This is a genomic window from Bradyrhizobium quebecense (assembly GCF_013373795.3).
GTDB lineage: Bacteria > Pseudomonadota > Alphaproteobacteria > Rhizobiales > Xanthobacteraceae > Bradyrhizobium > Bradyrhizobium quebecense.
Genome location: NZ_CP088025.1, coordinates 1 through 17865 on the forward strand (window position 1 = coordinate 1; position 17865 = coordinate 17865).

The window sequence follows — 17865 nt, forward strand, 5'->3', positions numbered from 1 at the left end:
ACGGTGCGAGAGGGCCACGACTTGGCGCGGACGGCCTACGCACCGCGCTTGAAGCGTATAGGCATCCAGAACTGCCGCAGGGCCTCAACGGCTACGGGAATGTCGCGCCGGACGTTTTGAGCGACGGGCAGCGTTCCCAGCGTGTGCCGGGCCGGGGGTAGCAAGGGCCGACCGGCGTCGTCGATGCAATGGACCAAGATCGGCCGCAGCATAAGGTGTTCGGTTCCGTTCGGGGAGAGAAGCCGCGACCAGACGAGAAGCCGAAGCTTCATGACGGCGTAGAAGCCCATGCACCAGGGCTGCGGGTCGACTTCGCCGTCCGGTGATCGCACGAACAGCGGCTCGAAGCTCTCCGGTCCCGTCGACAGCGTCTCGCTGATTGCGTTGTGGCGCATCAGCGTGGCGGCGATCGCCGAGAACTCCTCGGTGTCGTGATTGAAGGCGTCGCGATCTACGCCGAGGAGCGGGCACACCCATTCCTCGGACGCCATCGAGACCGGCCCGGCAACGACCGCGGCCACCGCGCCGTCGAGCATGGAGAGCGACGTCGCCCGCGGACGCCGAAGCGTCGGCGACCTGGCGCGCTCGCTGATCCATTGCCCGAGCCGTTCGAACGACATGGCATAGTCCGCCATCGTCGTCTTGGCCCGTTTTCCTCGCCGTTGCTTCGGCTTCGTCATGCCACGGCCCGCTTTTCGGCTTCGCGTGCGGCCTTCCAGTTCCAGGCCAGAAGTTCGTGCAGCTGGTTGGTCTTCGTGGCGCCGCTCACCATGCGATCGAGAACGTCGATGAGATACGCCTCGGGGTCGAGACCATTCAATTTCGCTGTGTTAAGAAGCGAAGCGAGTATCGCCCAAGTCTCGCCCCCGCCTTCGTCACCACTGAACAACGAGTTCTTTTTTCCGATCGCAATGGGCCTGATCGATCGCTCGACCGTGTTGGTGTCCGGCTCGAGCCGCCCGTCATCCAGGAACGCCGTCAGGCCCTGCCAGCGTTCGAGCATGTAGTCGATCGCCTTGATGAGCGTCGAGCGGCGGGAGATCCCGTCCTTCACCGCGATCAGACGGATCCTCAACGCTTCCATCAGCGGCTTCGTCTCGGCCTGTCGCGTCGCGCGGCGTTCCCCGGCGTCGAGACCGCGGATCCTCTCCTCGATCGCGTAGACGGCCGCAATGCGCTCGATGACCTCCGCGGCGAAGGGTGAGTTCGTCGTCTTGTGCACCCTCACGAAGTTGCGGCGCGCGTGAACGAGACAATACGCCAGCTGGATCTGGCCCGACATCTTCGCATCGCCCGCCAGCGAGGCGTAGGCGGCATAGCCGTCGACTTGCAGCACGCCTTCGAAGCCGGCCAACTGCGCCACGATCTCCTTCTTGCCGCGACCACCTGCGAACACGTAGGCGACCGCCGGCGGCGCCGGCCCCTTCCACGCCCGATCGTCCGTCGCGTGCGCCCAGAACTGGCAGATCCTCGTGCGGCCGCGTCCCGGATCGAGCACTGGCATCGGCGTCTCGTCGCAGAACAGCCGCTCGAAGCCGTGCATAGTCTTCAGTTGCAGATCGTAGAGGCCCCTGACCAGCCACGCCGCGCTCCCCATCCAGCGCGCCAGCGTCTGACGGTCGACGACGACACCCTGACCCGCCAGGATCTGCGTCTGGCGGTAGAGCGTCGATTGCCAGGCATATTTGGCCGCGGCGATATGCGCGATCAGCGCCGTCGTCGCCATGCCGCCCTCGACGAGCCGCGCCGGTGCCGGGGCCTGGACAATCGCGCCCTCACAGGAGCGGCAGGCGTATTTTGGACGGATCGTGCGGAGCACACGCAGCCACCCGATCGAGCGCTTCGCTGCTCTCCTCGCCGATCCGATGCATCTGACCCGTGCAGCACGGGCACCGCGTGGACGCCGGCTCGATCACCCGCTCGATCCGGGGCAGATGCGCCGGCAGTGCGCCGATGTTGCGCCTCGCTTTGCGCCGCTTCGGTCTCGGCGCGTCCGGTTTGTCGTCATTGGCCGGGAGCTGTGAGCCGGCGGTCGGTTCCAGATCAAACGCGATCTGTTCGGCGCAGACGATCGCCGAGCGCTCCGATCGTGCGCCGAAGATCAGGCTCTTCAACGTGGCGATCTCTGCGCGCAGATCATCGTTCTCGCCTTCGAAAGCCAACACCATCTCGGCAAGAGCTGCAGGGTCACAGGGGAGATCTTCGGGGCGAAGCGCCATATCGCAGAGCTACACGAACACACTCACAATCGCCAGCAAAACAAGACGCGTCAGGCAACCTTCGTCGGCCGCTTCGTCACCTTGGGGACCACACGCGACCACTCCGCAAGACCTTCAATCAGCATCGCCAGTTGCGCCCCCGTTACCGGCATCGTACCCTCGTGAACAGGTGGCCAGGCGAAGCCCCCATTCTCCAGCCACTTCGTCGCTAGAACCATTCCCGAGCCGTCAAAAACCAGTAACTTCAAACGATCCGATCGCTTCGATCGGAAGACATAAACGTCACCGCTGTAGGGCTTGCCGCCCAATCCCTCCGCTACCAGCGCGACAAGGCCATGAACGCCTTTACGAAAGTCAATCGGCTGCGTCGCGACGAACACACGGACCATTGGACCGAAAGAGATCATCGCGTCGATCTCACCGCCGCCAGCACGCGCTCCAGCGTCGCAGTGTCGACGCGGACAGGCACGCGCACCGTCGCGCCCGCGATCATCACCTCGATCCGCTCGGCCGGCCCCGTCAGAACATGCGCCTTATCGATCGCGTTCGGCTGCGCCTCGACGGCGGCGTCGAGCCTGACTTGCACGAACTGCGGCGCTTCGCTCGACGCGAGCCGCGCCTGGCGCCGCCACACACTGAGCAGTCCCCGGTTCACCCCGTTGCGTCGAGCCACCTCGGAAATGCTCGTCTCCGGATCGGCGCTCTCGGCCACGATCCGCGCCTTCTCCGCATCGCTCCAACTGCGCCGTCGCCTTTCCCCTGTGATCACCTCGATCCGTTGATAGGAGGCGGCATCATGCCTGTCTTGATGTCTGTCTTGATGCATGGAACGAGCGTCCCTCGCGTTGTCAAATCCACGCGCGAGTCTCGCTCATCCCGTCCACTTAAACGAGGTGGGGTTGTCGTACCGCTATCGATAGACGAAGCCTTGCGCCATCGGGATGTAGGTGATGTCCATCGCCCAGACCTGGTTCGGACGCGTGATCTCCATACCACGCAGCAGGTACGGATAGATCTTGTGGCCGGGCTCGGGTTGCGTGGTGCGCGGACGGCGATAGAGCGCCTCTATCCCCATCCGCCGCATTAGCGTTTTGACATGCCGGCGGCCGATCTTGCACCCCTCGGCAGCCAGCAGGCCTCGCAGCATTCGCGAACCGGCGAAGGGAAACTCCAGATGCATCCGGTCGAGCCTTTGCATCAGCGCGAGGTCTTTGGGCGGCACTGGACGCGGCAGATAGTAGACGCTGCCGCGGCTGATGTTCAGAGCTTCCGCCTGCTTGCCGATCGGCAGATCGTGTTCACGGTCGATCATCGCTTTGCGCTCAGCAATCCCGCCTTGGTGAGCGCTCCTTCTAAAAAACTGAGCGGGCGCTGCGCGCCCCCTGTGGGATATAAACGGGCGTCAACTCGCCGATCTTGGCATGCAGCGACTTCACGTCGACGGTGGGTTCGGCGATCCGACTCCCGCCGCCCGGACCGAAAACATCGGCAGCGCGGCCTTCGAGCTGGCCCTTCCACGATGTGATCTGATTGGGGTGAACGTCGAACTGCTCCGCTAGTTGCGCCAGCGTGCGGTCACCCTTGACGGCGGCAAGCGCCACCTTCGCCTTGAAAGCCGGAGTGTGGTTCCGCCGTGCTCGTCTGCTCATCGTCTCTCCTGATTCGCGGGTCAATCTTGCCCGCCGTCAGGCAGAAACTCCACTTATCGCACTGTTCAGATTTGCGGGACCGGCTCAATCCTCGAATGGCTCGGAATAAAAACGTCAAAATCACTGTGATGAACCACTAGCGAGAACGCCCAATTGCAACCCTTCTCCACTGTAGCAGGTGTTCTGACGCGTGATCGTTCGTCATAACGCAATCAACAGAGTTGTCGAACGAAACGTTCCGCCCATAAAAAGCGAGCCAAGGTGCTTGTTGCGGAAAATTCGTGTGTTGTTATCACCCTGTTCAAGAGCGCCATGACAGCCTCTTGCGAAACCAAGCCGAAGTCGGCCAAGGCGCAAGAAGCAAGCTGTGATGAAATTATGTCCGCACGAGCCGCAATCGCCTTTGGCAGTACAAGCGCGAAAGTCTCCTTTGCGTATCCGTGTGGAAATACGTCAGAGCCCAAGCGCTCACGCAAGTAAGAACGGAGGAGTTCCTTGCCCGAGCGAAGTGCAAACGGAAGCTTCGCTCCAAAATTGATCAATCTCGGATCGCCGAATGGGCGGACGGGCCAAAGACCTCGCGTCGCGAGTGGGCGAGCATGACAAAGACTTGCGAGCAGAGTTGTGGATAGAGTGGCGCTGAGGGGGGCGCTAAAAAGGAAGGATGAACGAGCGGCGTCGAGCCCACGTTTCGTCAACAGGTCTTCTGCAACCCCAAGCGCGATATCCAGATGCGGTGAAGAGGGAGATCTGGGTTCCCCCTCGTCGCTGCTGAAGCGAGCGCAAAGCTCGTCTCCTCCTATGCCGGACCAGATTATTTCGCAGCCATCGCCGCGAAACCGATCCCAGAGTGACCCGAACGCCTCAAGGTAATACTCTGAATTGAGTGGCAGGCGTCCTTTCAGGTCAAGATCTAGATCAATCGCCGGCATGTGGGCGCACATTTCAACTTTGTGATCGCGGCAGTTCAGTGCGCTCAAAGTGCTCGCTCGGCGATCAATCTGCTTGGGGCTACTCCCGTCGCCCAATAGTATCCCGCCACATGCTAGCGATGCTACGCTCTCGCCAACAGCAATTGCGACGGAAGCGGAGTCCATTCCTCCGCTCAGCTCCACAGCGCTTGCGCAGAAGGTCGTCGGCCGCGAACGAACAACCGCCTGAAGAGTATCAGAAAACTCAAGGACATGATCGCCCTCCTCTCGTCCGGAGAGCTCAGGAGCTGATGAAGTTGTCGCGCCGTACTCAAATGACGTTTCCGATCTGTCGACGTACAAGGTGGAGCCAGCAGTCAGCAGGTTAACGCCAACGCAGGCCTGTCGCGCAGAGTAGAACGTTCTCATCGACAGCTGATGCGCTATAATCTCTGCATCAATCGCTCGCGATTTATCCAAAAACTCGACAAAATCCCAGGAGAGCGTAACCGTGCGAGCGCGCTCCTCCACGTGGAAGTAAATTGGGAGGCTGCCAATATGGCCTGCTCGTACACGCAACCGAGGACCCCGGCGAGCGGCCTCGATCACGATAAAATCGAGCGGCCAGTGCATGCATTTCTGGTAGTGCTGACGAAACTGATCTGTAGACGCATGGTCTATTACGACCGAATGAACGCCAGCCCCGTCCGCCGCTCCTTGACGCTCACGTATGACGAAGAACCATTGCTCAGTGCTCTTCACTAACGAGCTCTCAAGACTCTTATGTTGGAAAGGCCAGATGCAGCTTTCACCAAACTCTATCGAACAGCCTTTGACAACAGGATCGAAGTTTTCCAGGTCGGCTATTTTCAGAGTGGCCTTGAGCATTTGTTCCTCGACTTAAACGTTACCGCCTCTCGTGTGAGAGGCGGTAACAGAGTGAAGAATGATCTTAAAGGTAACCTTCGTTAGCGCTGTCGCTAGGGAAGGGGCCCTTCGGATACGAAGTAGTGGGAGGTGGCAGCACCGGTAAGGGGAGGTCAGTTGTATCGGGCCGCGATGGCCGCTTAGACGTGTCTGCAGTTGCGCTCTTCATGTCGTGTTCCTATTGATAGCGTGATCGGGCTTCTCGTCGCGTGGCGCGGCAGCGTGTCGAGCCACTCTATAGCGTCTCTCATGTGAGAAGCCGGGCGACAACCTACCAAGATTTGCGGGTTGGATGACGGTGCTGGACAGAATTGGGTTGGAGCTTAGTAACGGTAAACGGCAGCAAATTCCGCAGAGCCGCATCTTTACGTGAGATCGTATGGAATCCAGATCGCAAGGCCATGTCGGCTCTCTCAGTGCAAGCAAAGCCCCATTCCCTGGATCCGCCGCAGATCAGGTCAACGACAGCACATTGTCGCCGGTTTCCGAACTTCTGCATGCGTACTGGCGATCCGATCGGCGCTTGCTTCTCATCGTTGCCACAGTGGTGCTGATCTCCAGCACGAGCAGCGTCGCAGCCCCCTATGTATTTTCGGGTCTCATTGATCGCCTCCCGCGGGGGGAAGGCATGTCGGCGTTTGCCTGGGGATTCGCCGGCTATGCGGTCCTGCTCGGCATAGCCTCCGCATTGCAGCGCATGCTGCAGTATCTTTTCTTCATGACAGCCGAGAACCTGGGCTTCATCGCTGCAACTCGCTTTTTCGATCGCATCCTGAGAAAAACCTCAGCCTTTCTTCTTGAGCACAATCCCGTGGAGATACAGAGTGCGGCTGCGCGCGGGTGCAGCGCGTTGACGACGTTGGTCCAGCTTGGAATTATGATATTCATCCCGGCTGCAGCGCAGCTTCTGCTTACGCTCGCTATTCTCGGTGTGCTCGTCAATATCCAGATCGCTGCAATCGTCGTCGCTTATGGGGCTGTCGCGATTACATTGGGGTGGAGTTCCACGCGTCGGGCGCGCGTGTTTCTGGACCGGGCCATCGAAGCCGGACAGGAGAATGCGCGTTTCGTCGGCAACGTCATGAACTCCATGGACACGTTGCGCCATTTCGGCAGTCATTCCTGGACGAGCCAGCGCTTTACGATGAAGGCGCGGGAAGTGCGCGATAACTGGCGAACCTACGTGTTTCAACGATTGGCCTACATAGCCGTGCTCGGCTTAGCCATCGCGCTACAATTTGCCGTCACACTTCTCCTTCTAATACCTGAATACCGGGCCGGCGCGGTCACGATCGGCGATATTGTGCTATTCAACACGCTTCTACTCCAACTCAATATGCCCTTCGAGATGGTCGCGCGCGCGATCTCTGACGCGGCGCGGTCGCGAGCCGACCTCATTCCTCTCGCCAGACTGTGGGTCGCACCAGAAGAGCGGCGAACATCTCATGCTCATGATTTCACGCCCTCCGCTGGCCAGCTATCCTTCGAGGGCATTGGTTATGCCTACAACAACGGTCGTGGCGTTACGAATGTCTCGTTTCTGGCTAGGCGCGGCGCCATTACCTTCCTTGTCGGCGAATCCGGATCGGGGAAGTCGACAATATTCAAGCTCGTCCTGAAATCGATTGAGCCAGACTGCGGCCGTATTCTGGTCGATGGAACCGATATAGCGACCATCGATCACACGGATTGGTATGCCGCAGTTGCTGTTGTGCCGCAGGAGGTGATGTTGCTCAATGAGTCGCTAGCCGACAACATTCTGCTAGTGGTTCATCACAGTGATTTTGACTCTTTGACGACGGCCGGATAGGCGCGGCGGAGTTTGGCGCGGGCTTTGTCGGTTGTGAACATCCACTTGATGCGGTCTTGCGCCTTGTTTCGCTGCCGTTGCCATGCCGCGATCTCGTTTCGGAGCTTTTTGGGGTCGTCGATGCGGCGGCCGAGACACTGGCGCTGCAGCACGCTGATCTCGCGCTCAACCATGTTGGGCCAACTGGCGTGTTTCGGGGTGTAGTGGAATTCGAGGCGGCGCAGGATGCGCCGGGCTTCGGCGGGCGCAAATGCTTGATACAGCGCACCGGCGGTATGGATCGACAGATTGTCCTGCACGACACGGATGCAGGCGGCTTCGGGATAATGGACGTCGACGAGTTCACGCATGCAATGGGCGTAGTCGACGGCGGCGCGGCGCTCGGTCGCCTTCACGTTGCGCCACCCCCGATGTGGATCGAAGGTAACGAAGAGATTGACGGTGCCATTGCGGCGGTACTCGTAATCGTAGCGCTCGCGCTGTCCGGGCTTGGCGGAGACCGGCTGGCGCACCTCGCCGATCAGCTGGACCGGGGTCTCGTCGAAGCAGACCAGCGGCCGGGCCGGATCCGGCCTCTCGGCGTAGAGGTCAAGCACGTCCTCCATGCGGGCGACGTATTCGCCATCGACATGAGGAATGCACCACATGTCCCTGCGCCATGGCTTGAGGTCGTTCTCCGCCAGCCGGCGGCGCACGGTCTCGCCCGACAAGCTGTCGTGATCGGTGAGCTTGACCATCGCGTTGGCCAGCAGCGTCAGCGTCCAGCGTTTGCGGCCGGCCGGCGGCTTGGCGCATGCGGTCGCCACCAGCAGGGCCTCCTCCTTGCCCGTCAGCTTGCGTTCCGCCCCTGGACGCGGCTCCTCGCTCAGGGCCCGCTCCAGATTGCCTTCCACGAAGCGGCGCTTGGTCCGATAGACGGTGGAGAGGCTGACACTTACGGTCCGGGCAATCCCCTCGTCGCGGCGCCCTCCATCGGCCGCCAGCAAAATCTGCGCCCGCTTGAGCTTGCGGGCGGCGCACTTGCCGCCGCCGAGCATCGCCGTCAGTTCGTCTCGCTCGGCTTGGCTCAATTCGACCCGATAACGGACATTCATCCTTTGCCTCCTTGTCGGAAGACCGGGACGAATCGATCCATGAGTCAAAAATCAGGCGCGCGCTTCACCCAGAAGCAGGGGCACTACCTCGCTTTCATCTACACATATTCCAACATGTTCGGACAGCCGCCCGCCGAGAAAGACATCCAGCGCCACTTCCGCGTCAGCCCGCCTTCGGTCCACCAAATGATCGTAACTCTCGAACGAAACGGATGCATCCGTCGTCAACCCGGCGTCCCAAGGAGCATCGAAATTCTCGTGCCGCCGGAAAGCTTGCCGATCCTCGAATGGCTCGGAATAAAAACGTCAAAATCACTGTGATGAACCACTAGGACGGCCCCGCGACGAGGTGCGCCTTCGCGGTGCATCGGAAAAAGCCGCTATTCTCCCCATTATCGAGGCTCTGCCGGAAGGATTTGAAACAACCGTTGGAGAACGCGGTTTGAAGCTTTCAGGCGGGGAGCGCCAGCGTATTGCTATTGCCCGCGCGCTCTATGGCGAGCCGGCGATCCTTCTTCTCGACGAGGCCAGCTCCGCGCTTGACGAACGAGCCGAGCGGGACATTTTGGACCATATTCGCAGCCTAGCGGAAGATGTGACCGTGCTGGCAATCACTCATCGCAAAGGGGTCATTTCTACAACCGACGTCGTGGTCGAGCTGACCGACTGCGGCTTGTCCTTGACATAGGCGAAGGGGATGATCAGCCCGGCGCGTTGATTGTCTGCACTGCAGGCGCATTGCTGGACGAGATGTGACCTTGCCCCCAGATTTTATCCAGTTCTGAGTTCGCTCAAGCCATTGGATTTGCCCAGTTGGGCGGTGGTAGCGACGGGAGCTGGCGCGGAGCCATCGGCATAGCGCAGCGCCAGATCCCGGCGCGGGTGGCAGGTGAAGGCGAACTCGGAGGGTGTCTTCCATCCGAGCTGTGAGTGCGGTCGTGTGTAGTTATACAACAAGGCTCAAGAACGCCCACAGGACCGTTCTTCGCGAGGTTCTTTATCGGCATCATCCCTGGTTTGGTCGCCGAGTTTGCGTTCATGGGGCGGTCGACAAGGTTGACGATGTCGTTTTTCGCTGCACCCTGGACGGATCGCAAGCAGACCGTTGGCTGGAAGTTCCAGCATGGATGTTCGACCGGACGGCCTGCCCTGACGCCGAGCTTCTGACAGCTCAGCCGTTTGTTAGCATCGATGCACTTGCGGCGCTCGCTGCGCTTCTCGATCTGGCGTTGAAGGATCGAACGCCATCAGCTGCCCCGCTTTCTGGCGCATCCAGAGGCTCTCACGACCAGAATCGGGGAGCGACTCATGTCACGCGAGACGGCAATGCCAGGGAGCGGATACCGACACAATCGACAACCGCGGTTGCAGCAGCAGATGGATCTGTTCGGGGGCGGCCTGTCGAACGGCGCCCTCGGCGCGCCGGCATGGTCGGAGCTGCCGGGGGAAGCGCGGGCGGCCCTCACAAGCCTGATGACGCAGTTGATGCTCGACCATGCTGCGATGACAGCGACGCCGCCCGCGAAGGGGGGCGATCATGATCTCTGACAAGGTCAGGCCTCATCATCTGGAGCGTAAGGCGATTCTTTACGTGCGCCAATCCTCAGCACATCAGGTGTTGCACAATCGCGAGAGCAGCGCATTGCAATACGCCATGCGGGACCGGCTGACGGCACTCGGGTGGTCAGAGATCGAAGTGATCGATGATGATCTCGGTCGTTCAGCCGCCGGTGGCGTGCAACGCGCCGGTTTCGAGCGAATGGTAGCGGAGGTTTGCCTCGGTAAGGTCGGTGCCGTTTGCGCCCGCGAGGTCTCGCGCTTCGCCCGCAACAGCCGGGATTGGCAGCAACTCATCGAGATGTGCCGCGTGGTCGATACCGTTCTGGTCGATCAGGAGACTATCTATGCGCCAAGGCACGGCAACGACCGCCTGCTGCTCGGGCTCAAGGGCAGCCTCAACGAGTACGAACTGGATTTGTTGCGCCAACGCTCGCTCTCGGCCCGCTACGAGAAGGCGCGCCGGGGCGAGTTGGTTGTGGCGGCGCCCGTCGGCTTCGTGAAGGCCGGCGACCATTATGAGAAAGATCCGGATCGGCGTGTCCAGGAAGCGATCAAGCTGGTGTTCGACAAGGTCGACGAACTGGGCAGCGCGCGACAGGCGCTCTGCTGGCTCCACGAGTACAATCTCGATCTACCAGTGAAGCAGTCCAACGGCGACACAGCCTGGCGGCGACCGAGTTACTCCGCCATCCACCGGATCATTGAGACCCCGGTCTACGGCGGCGCCTATGCCTATGGTAAGACGGCTGTGGCGGCGGGATACAGCGCCGGGGGCGTGAGCGTGAAGATCCGCCGCAAGACACGGAACGAATGGCTGGCGCTGAAGCCCAACACCCACGACGGGTATGTGAGCTGGGAGAGGTTCGAGGCGATCCGCACCATGGTCAGCAGCAACGTTCCCACCGGTCGGCATCACGGCGCACCCAAGCATGGTGACGCGCTGCTGGCCGGTCTGATCCGGTGCAAGCGCTGCGGCCGCAAGCTCACACTCCGGTACTCCGGCATGAAGCACCATATCCCACGCTACAGCTGCAGCCGCGCCTGGATGGACAATGGCGGTCCTCACTGCATCGCCTTCGGCGGATTGCGTGTCGATGATGCAATCGAGGAAGCACTGCTTGGCGTCGTCGGTCCGGGCGCTATCGCCGCTGCAACCGCTGCCGCCAAGGAAGCCAGGGAACGGCGGGATCAGGTGCGCGATGCGCTCAGTCGCGATCTGGAAGCGGCGCGCTATGCCGCCGACCGGGCTTTCCGGCAATACGATGCCGCTGACCCCGCGAACCGGTTGGTGGCGAGTGAGCTGGAAGCGCGCTGGAACAGGGCACTCGCTCACGCGGCGGAGGTCGAGGGCAAGATCGCCATGCATGATGCGGCCACGCCCGCACCCATTGCCGATCCAGCTTCGCTCGGCGTACTGGCCTCGAACCTCAAAACGGTCTGGGATGCGCCGACGACGGATGCTCGTCTCAAGAAGCGCATTGTACGCACCCTCGTCCATGAGGTCGTGGCCGATATAGACGACGCGGCGTCCGAGATCGTTCTCATCGTCCACTGGGTGGGTGGCGCTCACAGCGAGTTGCGCTTGCCCAAGCGCCGGCGCGGACAGCGCAACAGCACTTCCGCCGATATTATCCAAGCCGTGCGTCAACTGGTGCTGATCGCCAGCGACGATCTGATTGCCGGCCTCCTCAACCGAAACGGCCTCAAGACGGGCAACGGCAATCGCTGGACCCGCGAGCGCGTCACATCGATGCGCTCGAGCTACCACCTCCCGGTGTTCAAGCCCGCCGATGACGGGATCGAACCCTGGCTCAACCTGAGCAACGCCGCAAAGCTCCTGAAGGTCGCGCCCAAGACGCTCCGGCTGGCCGCGGAAGCAGGCGAAATCGCAGCCATCCATCCGCTATCGGACGGCCCGTGGATCTTTGCTCGCGCCTCGCTGATAACAGCTGCCGCTCAGTCTATCGCCGAACGAGCGCGACAGAACCCAAGATACCCCACAGGATCGCATCCCGATCAGCAAACTCTCTTCTCTTCAACAACATAGACAGATGGGTGTTCTGATGCGCGGTTGTAGAAGTCGAGGTATCGGCCAATCGAGGCTCGAGCTTCGCTGACGTTCTCGTAGGCCCGCAGATAAACCTCCTCGTATTTGACGCTGCGCCACAGCCGCTCGACGAACACGTTGTCCCGCCAGGCGCCCCGGCCGTCCATACTGATGGCGACTAGGCAAGGTACGAGCGAGGAGAAGAACGACACGATCTCGCCTGGCCGGAGGCGTTGGCGACAGGCCACTTGGCCTTGGCCATCAACGGCATGGATGTGAAATACGTGCTTCGAAACGTCCAACCCAATTGTCGCGACTTCCATTGGTGAACTGCTGCTGTTAGCGGGTTCGTCCATCGCCAGCATATCGCCGGCGCCGAGGGAGCGGGCCGTCTTCCCCATCAATGGCCGGATGCGCGATGAGCTGCTCAACGAGACCCTGTTCTTCGATCTTGGCGGTGCCCGCGCCAAGATCGAAGAACAGGGTCGACGATGACAATCTCCGGCAGCCTCACTCGTCGCTGTAATATGTTACCCTCCGCGGCCTATGCAGCCCACCTCACCGCAACGGACGATCGGCTACGCAACCCCGACCAGCTTCGCCGATCGTTCGTTGCTCCAACCGCGCCACTTGGCGTCCAAGATCCCGACACTCTAATGCCGCTGGATGAAATTTCAGTGGCAGGTCCATTCGTGAATCCATGATCGCTCCTCCAGATTGGTTAGAAGCCGACATTGTGGTTCGATAGATGCACAACTTAAATTCCGATTCGAGTTTTGCAGGTGTCAGGGTTGCAGTCGCGCGTAAGCGCGCAATCAATCTGCAACCCCGCACACTCGGATCAGCGCATTCGGTCAAGCTTAGAAGCACCAGGCCCCCCCGTTTCATATGATGATGCCACGGCTCAGTTTGATAGAGGCAGTGATACGCCTCATTCACCGTCGTCGAGCGAGTCGTTCTTGGCCCGGCTCGGTACTTTCGAACGAGCAGTTCACTTGTCGATTGGAGACACCCAAGGCCAGAGGCGCGGAACGTGCCAACATCAACATCAATACGGTGGCGCAAAGTTCGCTACGCCCAGGGGAGGGGTCAATCGAGCCGCGCGATCAGGCCGATCCAAGGGGATTGGCGGAGACAGATGCCCCACGTGGGCGACGGAAGTCGTACAGCGGAAAACCGTGGCCAACGACAGGATAGATCGGGGCCGTCTGTATAAAATTGCTCATCGCCAGAAAAAGATTGTTGGCGGAGAGCAATGGGCGCTTGGAACCATCGATGAACCGGAACCATTAGAATTGTTGGGTGCCTTCCCGCGCTGGGGCGTGCCCGGGGCGGTCCCGGTTTTTGCCCCCCAGCCCCGACCGGGACCGTTCACTTAAAAGCTGGCTTCAGCCAGACAAATTTAGCTTGTGCGTTTGCGCCATAATACCGCATTTTTCGCCGGCAATCCCCCGCTTTCCCGGGCCAGTCGTCAGATGGATAGGGCAGACCGGCAGCCGCTTAGTCTTACTGCGTCACAAATCATGACGGCGCATCGACCTGGATTTGGACTGCGCAGCACGGACATCTACGTAGCCGGCTAACCAATGCGCTGGTAAGGCGCCGCCGCATGGTAGCGATCGAATTCGGAATATGACGCTCGGTTCTGAGCGGTAGCGCCCCGCGGCTTTTGATTTTTGGGAAGCGCAAATTCTTTGACGAACGCGGGCCGACGAGGTCGTGAGGGGGGAATCGTCTCCCTTTCGGAGATCAGGAAGCCGTAGGCGGCGATGCATAACGTGGCGTGGTGATGGAAGCCGCGCCAACCACGCCCTTCATAATGCCCCAGGCCGACCTCCTGCTTGAGCTCTTGGTAGTCGCGTTCGATGCGCCATCTGAGCTTGGCGAAGTTGACCAGGGCGCGGAAGGAGATGTTTTCAGGCAGTGTCGAGAACCAGTATTTGGTCGGCTCCGCCTCGCCGTCAGGCCATTCGATCAACAGCCATTCCTCCGCACGGGGCTCGCTCAGCCAGTAATCGCGATTAGCGGGACGGACCCGAACGCGTGCAAAGCGCGAGGTCAGCCAATCAGCACTGCCTTCGCGCCATCTGACATTGCGCCAGGCCGTTCTCGGCAGCGCGAGCGCGAGCGCCTTGACTGAGCAGGGCTTATTTTTGTCGTCGCGCCGGATCAGCTTTGGCGGCCGCCCATTCCCAGACCATCGCTTTGGTGGCAGCGGTCTCGTGCCTGGTGGCCAGACAGAGGTGTGCGGCAAGATACCGGCAACATAGCGCAACCCCAGTGCCGTCACTTCCCCGCGCAGCGCGGTATCGGCCCCATATCCCGCATCCATCAGCACAACACCGCGTGCAATGCCCGCTGCACACGCCGACCGGATCTGCTCCAGCGCGATCTCAGGCTTGGTCTTGAAGGTGACATCCTTTGGTACGCCCGCCTTCTCTCGGCGATCCTCATCCTCGGCCCAACTTTCCGGCAGGTACAAACGGTAGGCGATCGGCAAACTCGCATGATGATTGGCAATCGATAGCGAGACCGCCACTTGGCAATTGTCCTGCTTGCCAAGCTGACCGCAGTATTGCCGTGCCACGCCAACCGAATGCCGCCCTTTCTTGGGAAAGCCAGTATCATCGATGATCCAGGCCTCGATCGGACCGTGTCGCTCGATCTTGGGCTGGACCATCTCTCGCACCTTGCTCAAGACCTTCTCGTCCGACCATCCGCCCGCGCCGACGAAATGCAATAATGATTGATGCTGGGCCGCCGTTCGCTCCGGGGCTGTTATCGCCGCCATCGGCTCGACGCTTTTGCGATCCCCGGGCAGCATCAGGCCAACACAGTAGTCCCTCAGCGGTCTCGTCCGATCCGCGTGCCCGATCACGCTCGCCAAACCCTCGACATTAGGCCGTAAATCGCGATTCACCCTGGTTACCGCTTCGGCTACCCATTCCAGCTCCCCCTCGCGTGAGTCCCTCGGGTAGCCGATTCGTCGTCAAAAACGTCCGCGACTTTCTGACTCAGTAAGATTAGGAGGCCGCGCAGATTCGGTGGAAAAACGGGTGCCGGACTATTCACGCTCGCTACGTCCGCGACGCCACATGCAGGTCGTTCGGATAGGTCTAGATCTGGCGAAGTATGTCTTCGAAGTTCACGGCGTCGAACAACCACGGGAACGTCGTTGTGCGAAAGAGGTTGCGTCGCGATGATGGCCAGCTTTTTCGCCAGGTTACCGGCCTGCCTGGTCGGCATGGAGGCTTCCAACGGGGCGCGTTATTGGGCGCTCGCGTGCTCACGGAGCTTGGCCATCAGGTCCGACTGATCAGTTCGTGACGCCCGACAAGCGGAAATCGTCAGCGCAGCAGAAGCTGGAGGAGTGCATACAAACCGGCCACGCCTACGCCGAAACGAATGCAGAGACCGAAGACAGATCAAATTGACCTTGAACGGAGACCGATTAAACGACCCACAAGTGCTTGCTTTAATTGCGGGGGCTTCGATCGAAGACTCTTGAATCAGATGAATCGCTTGTGATTCATTGTTGAACACCTGAATCGCGACGGCGAGGTGCTTTCATGTGTTCAAGCGGTGCGACATTCGTCGATCGACCGGCTCGAATAGTCGCCAGAATGATCGTGATGAAAGCACCCGCCAACGGGCGCGTAGAGAAAGCCGACATTCTCAGCGGCCACTTCGCCGCCACGCGCACGCGTTACGATGATTGTGCAGGCCCGATTCTCCTCATTCAGGAACACACGGCGCAGCGCAAGAACAAGATCAACCCGACCCGCGTTCTCATCGAGAAGAAGGAGAGCATTCGTTGACTCGACAGTCTCAGACAATCGATCGATCGGTTCGGACAACCGGAGTATTGCATTCATATCGGTGACCGCGAAAGCGACATCTGTGAATTTACCTGACGCAAGACCTTGGCGCTCACTTCCTTCTCCGCGCCTGCGTCGATTCGTTGGTGAGCGATGGCGGCCATACGATTACGGCCGAGATGGAAGAGACCAGCGTCAAAGGCCTGCATTACATCGACGTTCGGGACGACAAGGGTGCGATGATGAAAGCCGCGCTGGAAATTAAGTTCAAGCGGATTGCCGAGATGGTGTTGACGGACACCGAGATCGCATTCGATGAACTCATCAGCGACGCCGACAATCGACGATGTCGCCCTGGGACCCTGGCATTCTACCTTACCAAACTTGCCCGATTGGGTGGCCACCTGGCCAGGAATGTTGTCATCTGGCGCGGCCTCTCAAGACTCACCGATATCGAACTCGGCGCGGCTGGAAATGTGTAATTGAAAGCTTCACCGGACGGATACCCGGATCGTCACCCTGCTGCCAGAGCGTGAGCCAGCGAACCGCACAAGCCTGGCTCGACGTTCATCCCACACGCGCGATCGTCGCCCGCGATCGCGGCGGGGATATGGCGAAGCTGCGGCAAAGGCTCTGCTGCACGCGGTTCAAGTCGCAGATCCTTGGGAGAACGCCACTCGAGCATTCCTCGATGCCGTCCGCAAATCGAGGCGCCAGATTCCGCAGTCAATCGGAGCGACAACAATCGATCCAAACTGCTCACGATCCGTGAAATCCGCACCCTGTCGAAAAGCGGAACGCCAATCAAGCAGATCGTTCGCCGAACTCTTGACGGAGCACAAGGAAGATAGAGGCTGCTCGATTAGCGTCGTCCGACCCGGAATTCGCGTCAAACCTCCACTCGGCTCCTTCGCCGTTTCCGCAATAGCGATGGCGTTTCTCAGCTTCGCGATGCTTCCCGTATAAATCTGCTACGGCTCTCATCCTGTGATGAGGATTGGCTCGGACCGCCCGAGCAACCCTCGGACGCGCAGCGTAGGGCGAGCCACCTCATCGGCAGAGGCGGACATACGGGCTTACGCTCATTCGGGCGAGCGTACTTGACAAACAGATAGGGTCAGCGGACAAGATGCTGGCTTTCGGACCGCGAGGGCCAGCACATGCTGCGGACTCGGCCGCTGCTCGATGAACTGCCATTGAGGCGCATCATCGGCCTCGCCCTGGCTAAACGAGATGGAAGCCGGATTCAGCGAGAAGGAAAAACTGTCGAGTGGGCGACTCAATCCCTCGCCGGTCGCCTTGATGAAAGCCTCCTTCAGGGTCCAGAGACGGAAGAAGCATTCGGCTTGCTCGTCTGGCGGTGCGCCGCGCAAGATGGCGACCTCCGACGGGCTGAAATAGCGTTCAGCGATATCGAGGCTCGCCCGGCTCGGCGTGAGCGTCTCAACGTCGATCCCGACGTCGACGCCCACGCTGACCGCACAGGCAACGAAGCCCCTGGTATGCGACAGATTGAACCGAAGTTCGGACCGGCCGAGGGCTCGATCGATCTTGGGCTTGCCATGCTCTTCGACGATGAAACGCCAGTTCGCGGGCGGCAAGTTGCCTACCGATGCAAGCGCGCTACGAACCAGCCAATGTGCTGCGACGTATGTCGATCGATCGGCCTGGACATAGAACTTGTCCGCCTGTGCCTGCTCAGAAGGGTCCAGACAAGCACGCCATTGCTTGACAGCTGCGGCCGAAGGAGAGCCCAGCCTCATCCACCACACCGCGACTTCGGTCGATCTCGAGGTGCAGATCATTACTTCACCTGACGCGAGCGGGACC

Annotated in this window: 12 protein-coding genes and 9 pseudogenes; 10 read left to right on the plus strand and 11 right to left on the minus strand. The window is 60.4% G+C overall.

Annotated features, from left to right (window positions below; translation table 11 throughout):
- Positions 1-35: 35 nt before the first annotated feature.
- The 6 genes and pseudogenes from HU230_RS42975 to HU230_RS43000 all read right to left on the minus strand — a co-directional run bounded on the left by HU230_RS42975 (position 36) and on the right by HU230_RS43000 (position 5667).
- Positions 36-680, minus strand: coding sequence for a UPF0149 family protein (locus HU230_RS42975; protein ID WP_224944508.1), 645 nt, complete (start codon positions 678-680; stop codon positions 36-38).
- A pseudogene (gene tnpC / locus HU230_RS42980) lies at positions 677-2219 on the minus strand (IS66 family transposase). The gene HU230_RS42975 and the pseudogene tnpC overlap by 4 nt, the downstream one beginning before the upstream one ends.
- A 50-nt stretch (positions 2220-2269) precedes the next feature.
- Positions 2270-2626 (minus strand): IS66 family insertion sequence element accessory protein TnpB, encoded by a 357-nt coding sequence (gene tnpB / locus HU230_RS42985; protein WP_176528770.1) that lies wholly within the window; start codon positions 2624-2626, stop codon positions 2270-2272.
- The gene (locus HU230_RS43795) at positions 2623-2931 is read right to left on the minus strand and encodes a transposase (RefSeq protein WP_420840936.1); all 309 of its coding nucleotides are present in this window, start codon (positions 2929-2931) and stop codon (positions 2623-2625) included. Before HU230_RS43795 ends, tnpB begins: the two co-directional genes overlap by 4 nt.
- A 204-nt stretch (positions 2932-3135) precedes the next feature.
- Positions 3136-3868: pseudogene (locus HU230_RS42995) on the minus strand (IS3 family transposase); the annotation flags it as partial.
- Positions 3869-4080: 212 nt separating this feature from the next.
- Positions 4081-5667 carry an asparagine synthetase B family protein gene (locus HU230_RS43000; protein WP_224944511.1) on the minus strand — a complete coding sequence of 529 codons (1587 nt, stop codon included), beginning with the start codon at positions 5665-5667 and terminating at the stop codon, positions 4081-4083.
- A gap of 418 nt (positions 5668-6085) precedes the next feature.
- Here HU230_RS43000 and HU230_RS43005 point away from each other — a divergent pair, with 418 nt between their 5' ends.
- Positions 6086-7516, plus strand: a complete 1431-nt coding sequence (locus tag HU230_RS43005) for an ABC transporter transmembrane domain-containing protein (RefSeq protein ID WP_224944515.1) — start codon at positions 6086-6088, stop codon at positions 7514-7516.
- Here HU230_RS43005 and HU230_RS43010 read toward each other — a convergent pair.
- Complete coding sequence (locus HU230_RS43010) at positions 7480-8610, minus strand: IS630 family transposase (RefSeq protein ID WP_224944518.1); 1131 nt, start codon at positions 8608-8610, stop codon at positions 7480-7482. The genes HU230_RS43005 and HU230_RS43010 overlap by 37 nt on opposite strands.
- Positions 8611-8649: 39 nt before the next feature.
- Between HU230_RS43010 and HU230_RS43015 the strand changes: the two genes are divergently transcribed.
- Together HU230_RS43015 and HU230_RS43020 are read left to right on the plus strand one after the other, a co-directional pair.
- On the plus strand, positions 8650-8931 hold the full coding sequence (locus tag HU230_RS43015) for a LexA family protein (RefSeq protein ID WP_166106965.1): 282 nt from the start codon (positions 8650-8652) through the stop codon (positions 8929-8931).
- Between the two features lie 7 nt (positions 8932-8938).
- A pseudogene (locus HU230_RS43020) lies at positions 8939-9298 on the plus strand (ATP-binding cassette domain-containing protein); the annotation flags it as partial.
- 83 nt (positions 9299-9381) lie between these two features.
- Here the strand turns inward: HU230_RS43020 and HU230_RS43025 are convergent.
- Positions 9382-9561: pseudogene (locus HU230_RS43025) on the minus strand (IS3 family transposase); the annotation flags it as partial.
- Positions 9562-9987: 426 nt separating this feature from the next.
- Between HU230_RS43025 and HU230_RS43030 the strand changes: the two are divergent.
- A complete protein-coding gene (locus HU230_RS43030) occupies positions 9988-10158 on the plus strand; it encodes a hypothetical protein (RefSeq protein ID WP_207841054.1) in 171 nt (56 codons plus the stop codon).
- Complete coding sequence (locus HU230_RS43035; RefSeq protein WP_207841052.1) at positions 10148-12217, plus strand: recombinase family protein; 2070 nt, start codon at positions 10148-10150, stop codon at positions 12215-12217. Before HU230_RS43030 ends, HU230_RS43035 begins: the two co-directional genes overlap by 11 nt.
- Here HU230_RS43035 and HU230_RS43040 read toward each other — a convergent pair.
- Positions 12187-12396 (minus strand): annotated as a pseudogene (locus HU230_RS43040) (integrase core domain-containing protein); the annotation flags it as partial. The gene HU230_RS43035 and the pseudogene HU230_RS43040 sit on opposite strands and share 31 nt — an antisense overlap.
- A gap of 223 nt (positions 12397-12619) precedes the next feature.
- Here HU230_RS43040 and HU230_RS43045 point away from each other — a divergent pair.
- Positions 12620-12918 (plus strand): annotated as a pseudogene (locus HU230_RS43045) (integrase core domain-containing protein); the annotation flags it as partial.
- An 878-nt stretch (positions 12919-13796) separates the two neighbouring features.
- Here the strand turns inward: HU230_RS43045 and HU230_RS43050 are convergent.
- Positions 13797-15162 (minus strand): annotated as a pseudogene (locus HU230_RS43050) (IS701 family transposase).
- Positions 15163-15312: 150 nt separating this feature from the next.
- Here HU230_RS43050 and HU230_RS43055 point away from each other — a divergent pair.
- The 4 genes and pseudogenes from HU230_RS43055 to HU230_RS43070 form a co-directional block, all read left to right on the plus strand.
- Positions 15313-15535: pseudogene (locus HU230_RS43055) on the plus strand (IS110 family transposase); the annotation flags it as partial.
- 305 nt (positions 15536-15840) lie between these two features.
- Positions 15841-16035: a hypothetical protein gene (locus HU230_RS43060; RefSeq protein WP_176396406.1), complete on the plus strand. Its 195-nt coding sequence runs from the start codon at positions 15841-15843 to the stop codon at positions 16033-16035.
- Positions 16036-16181: 146 nt separating this feature from the next.
- On the plus strand, positions 16182-16517 hold the full coding sequence (locus tag HU230_RS43065) for a hypothetical protein (RefSeq protein ID WP_176396405.1): 336 nt from the start codon (positions 16182-16184) through the stop codon (positions 16515-16517).
- Between the two features lie 25 nt (positions 16518-16542).
- Positions 16543-16862 (plus strand): annotated as a pseudogene (locus HU230_RS43070) (hypothetical protein); the annotation flags it as partial.
- A 255-nt stretch (positions 16863-17117) separates the two neighbouring features.
- Here HU230_RS43070 and HU230_RS43075 read toward each other — a convergent pair.
- Positions 17118-17840, minus strand: coding sequence for a 4'-phosphopantetheinyl transferase family protein (locus HU230_RS43075; RefSeq protein WP_176396404.1), 723 nt, complete (start codon positions 17838-17840; stop codon positions 17118-17120).
- Between the last annotated feature and the right edge of the window lie 25 nt (positions 17841-17865).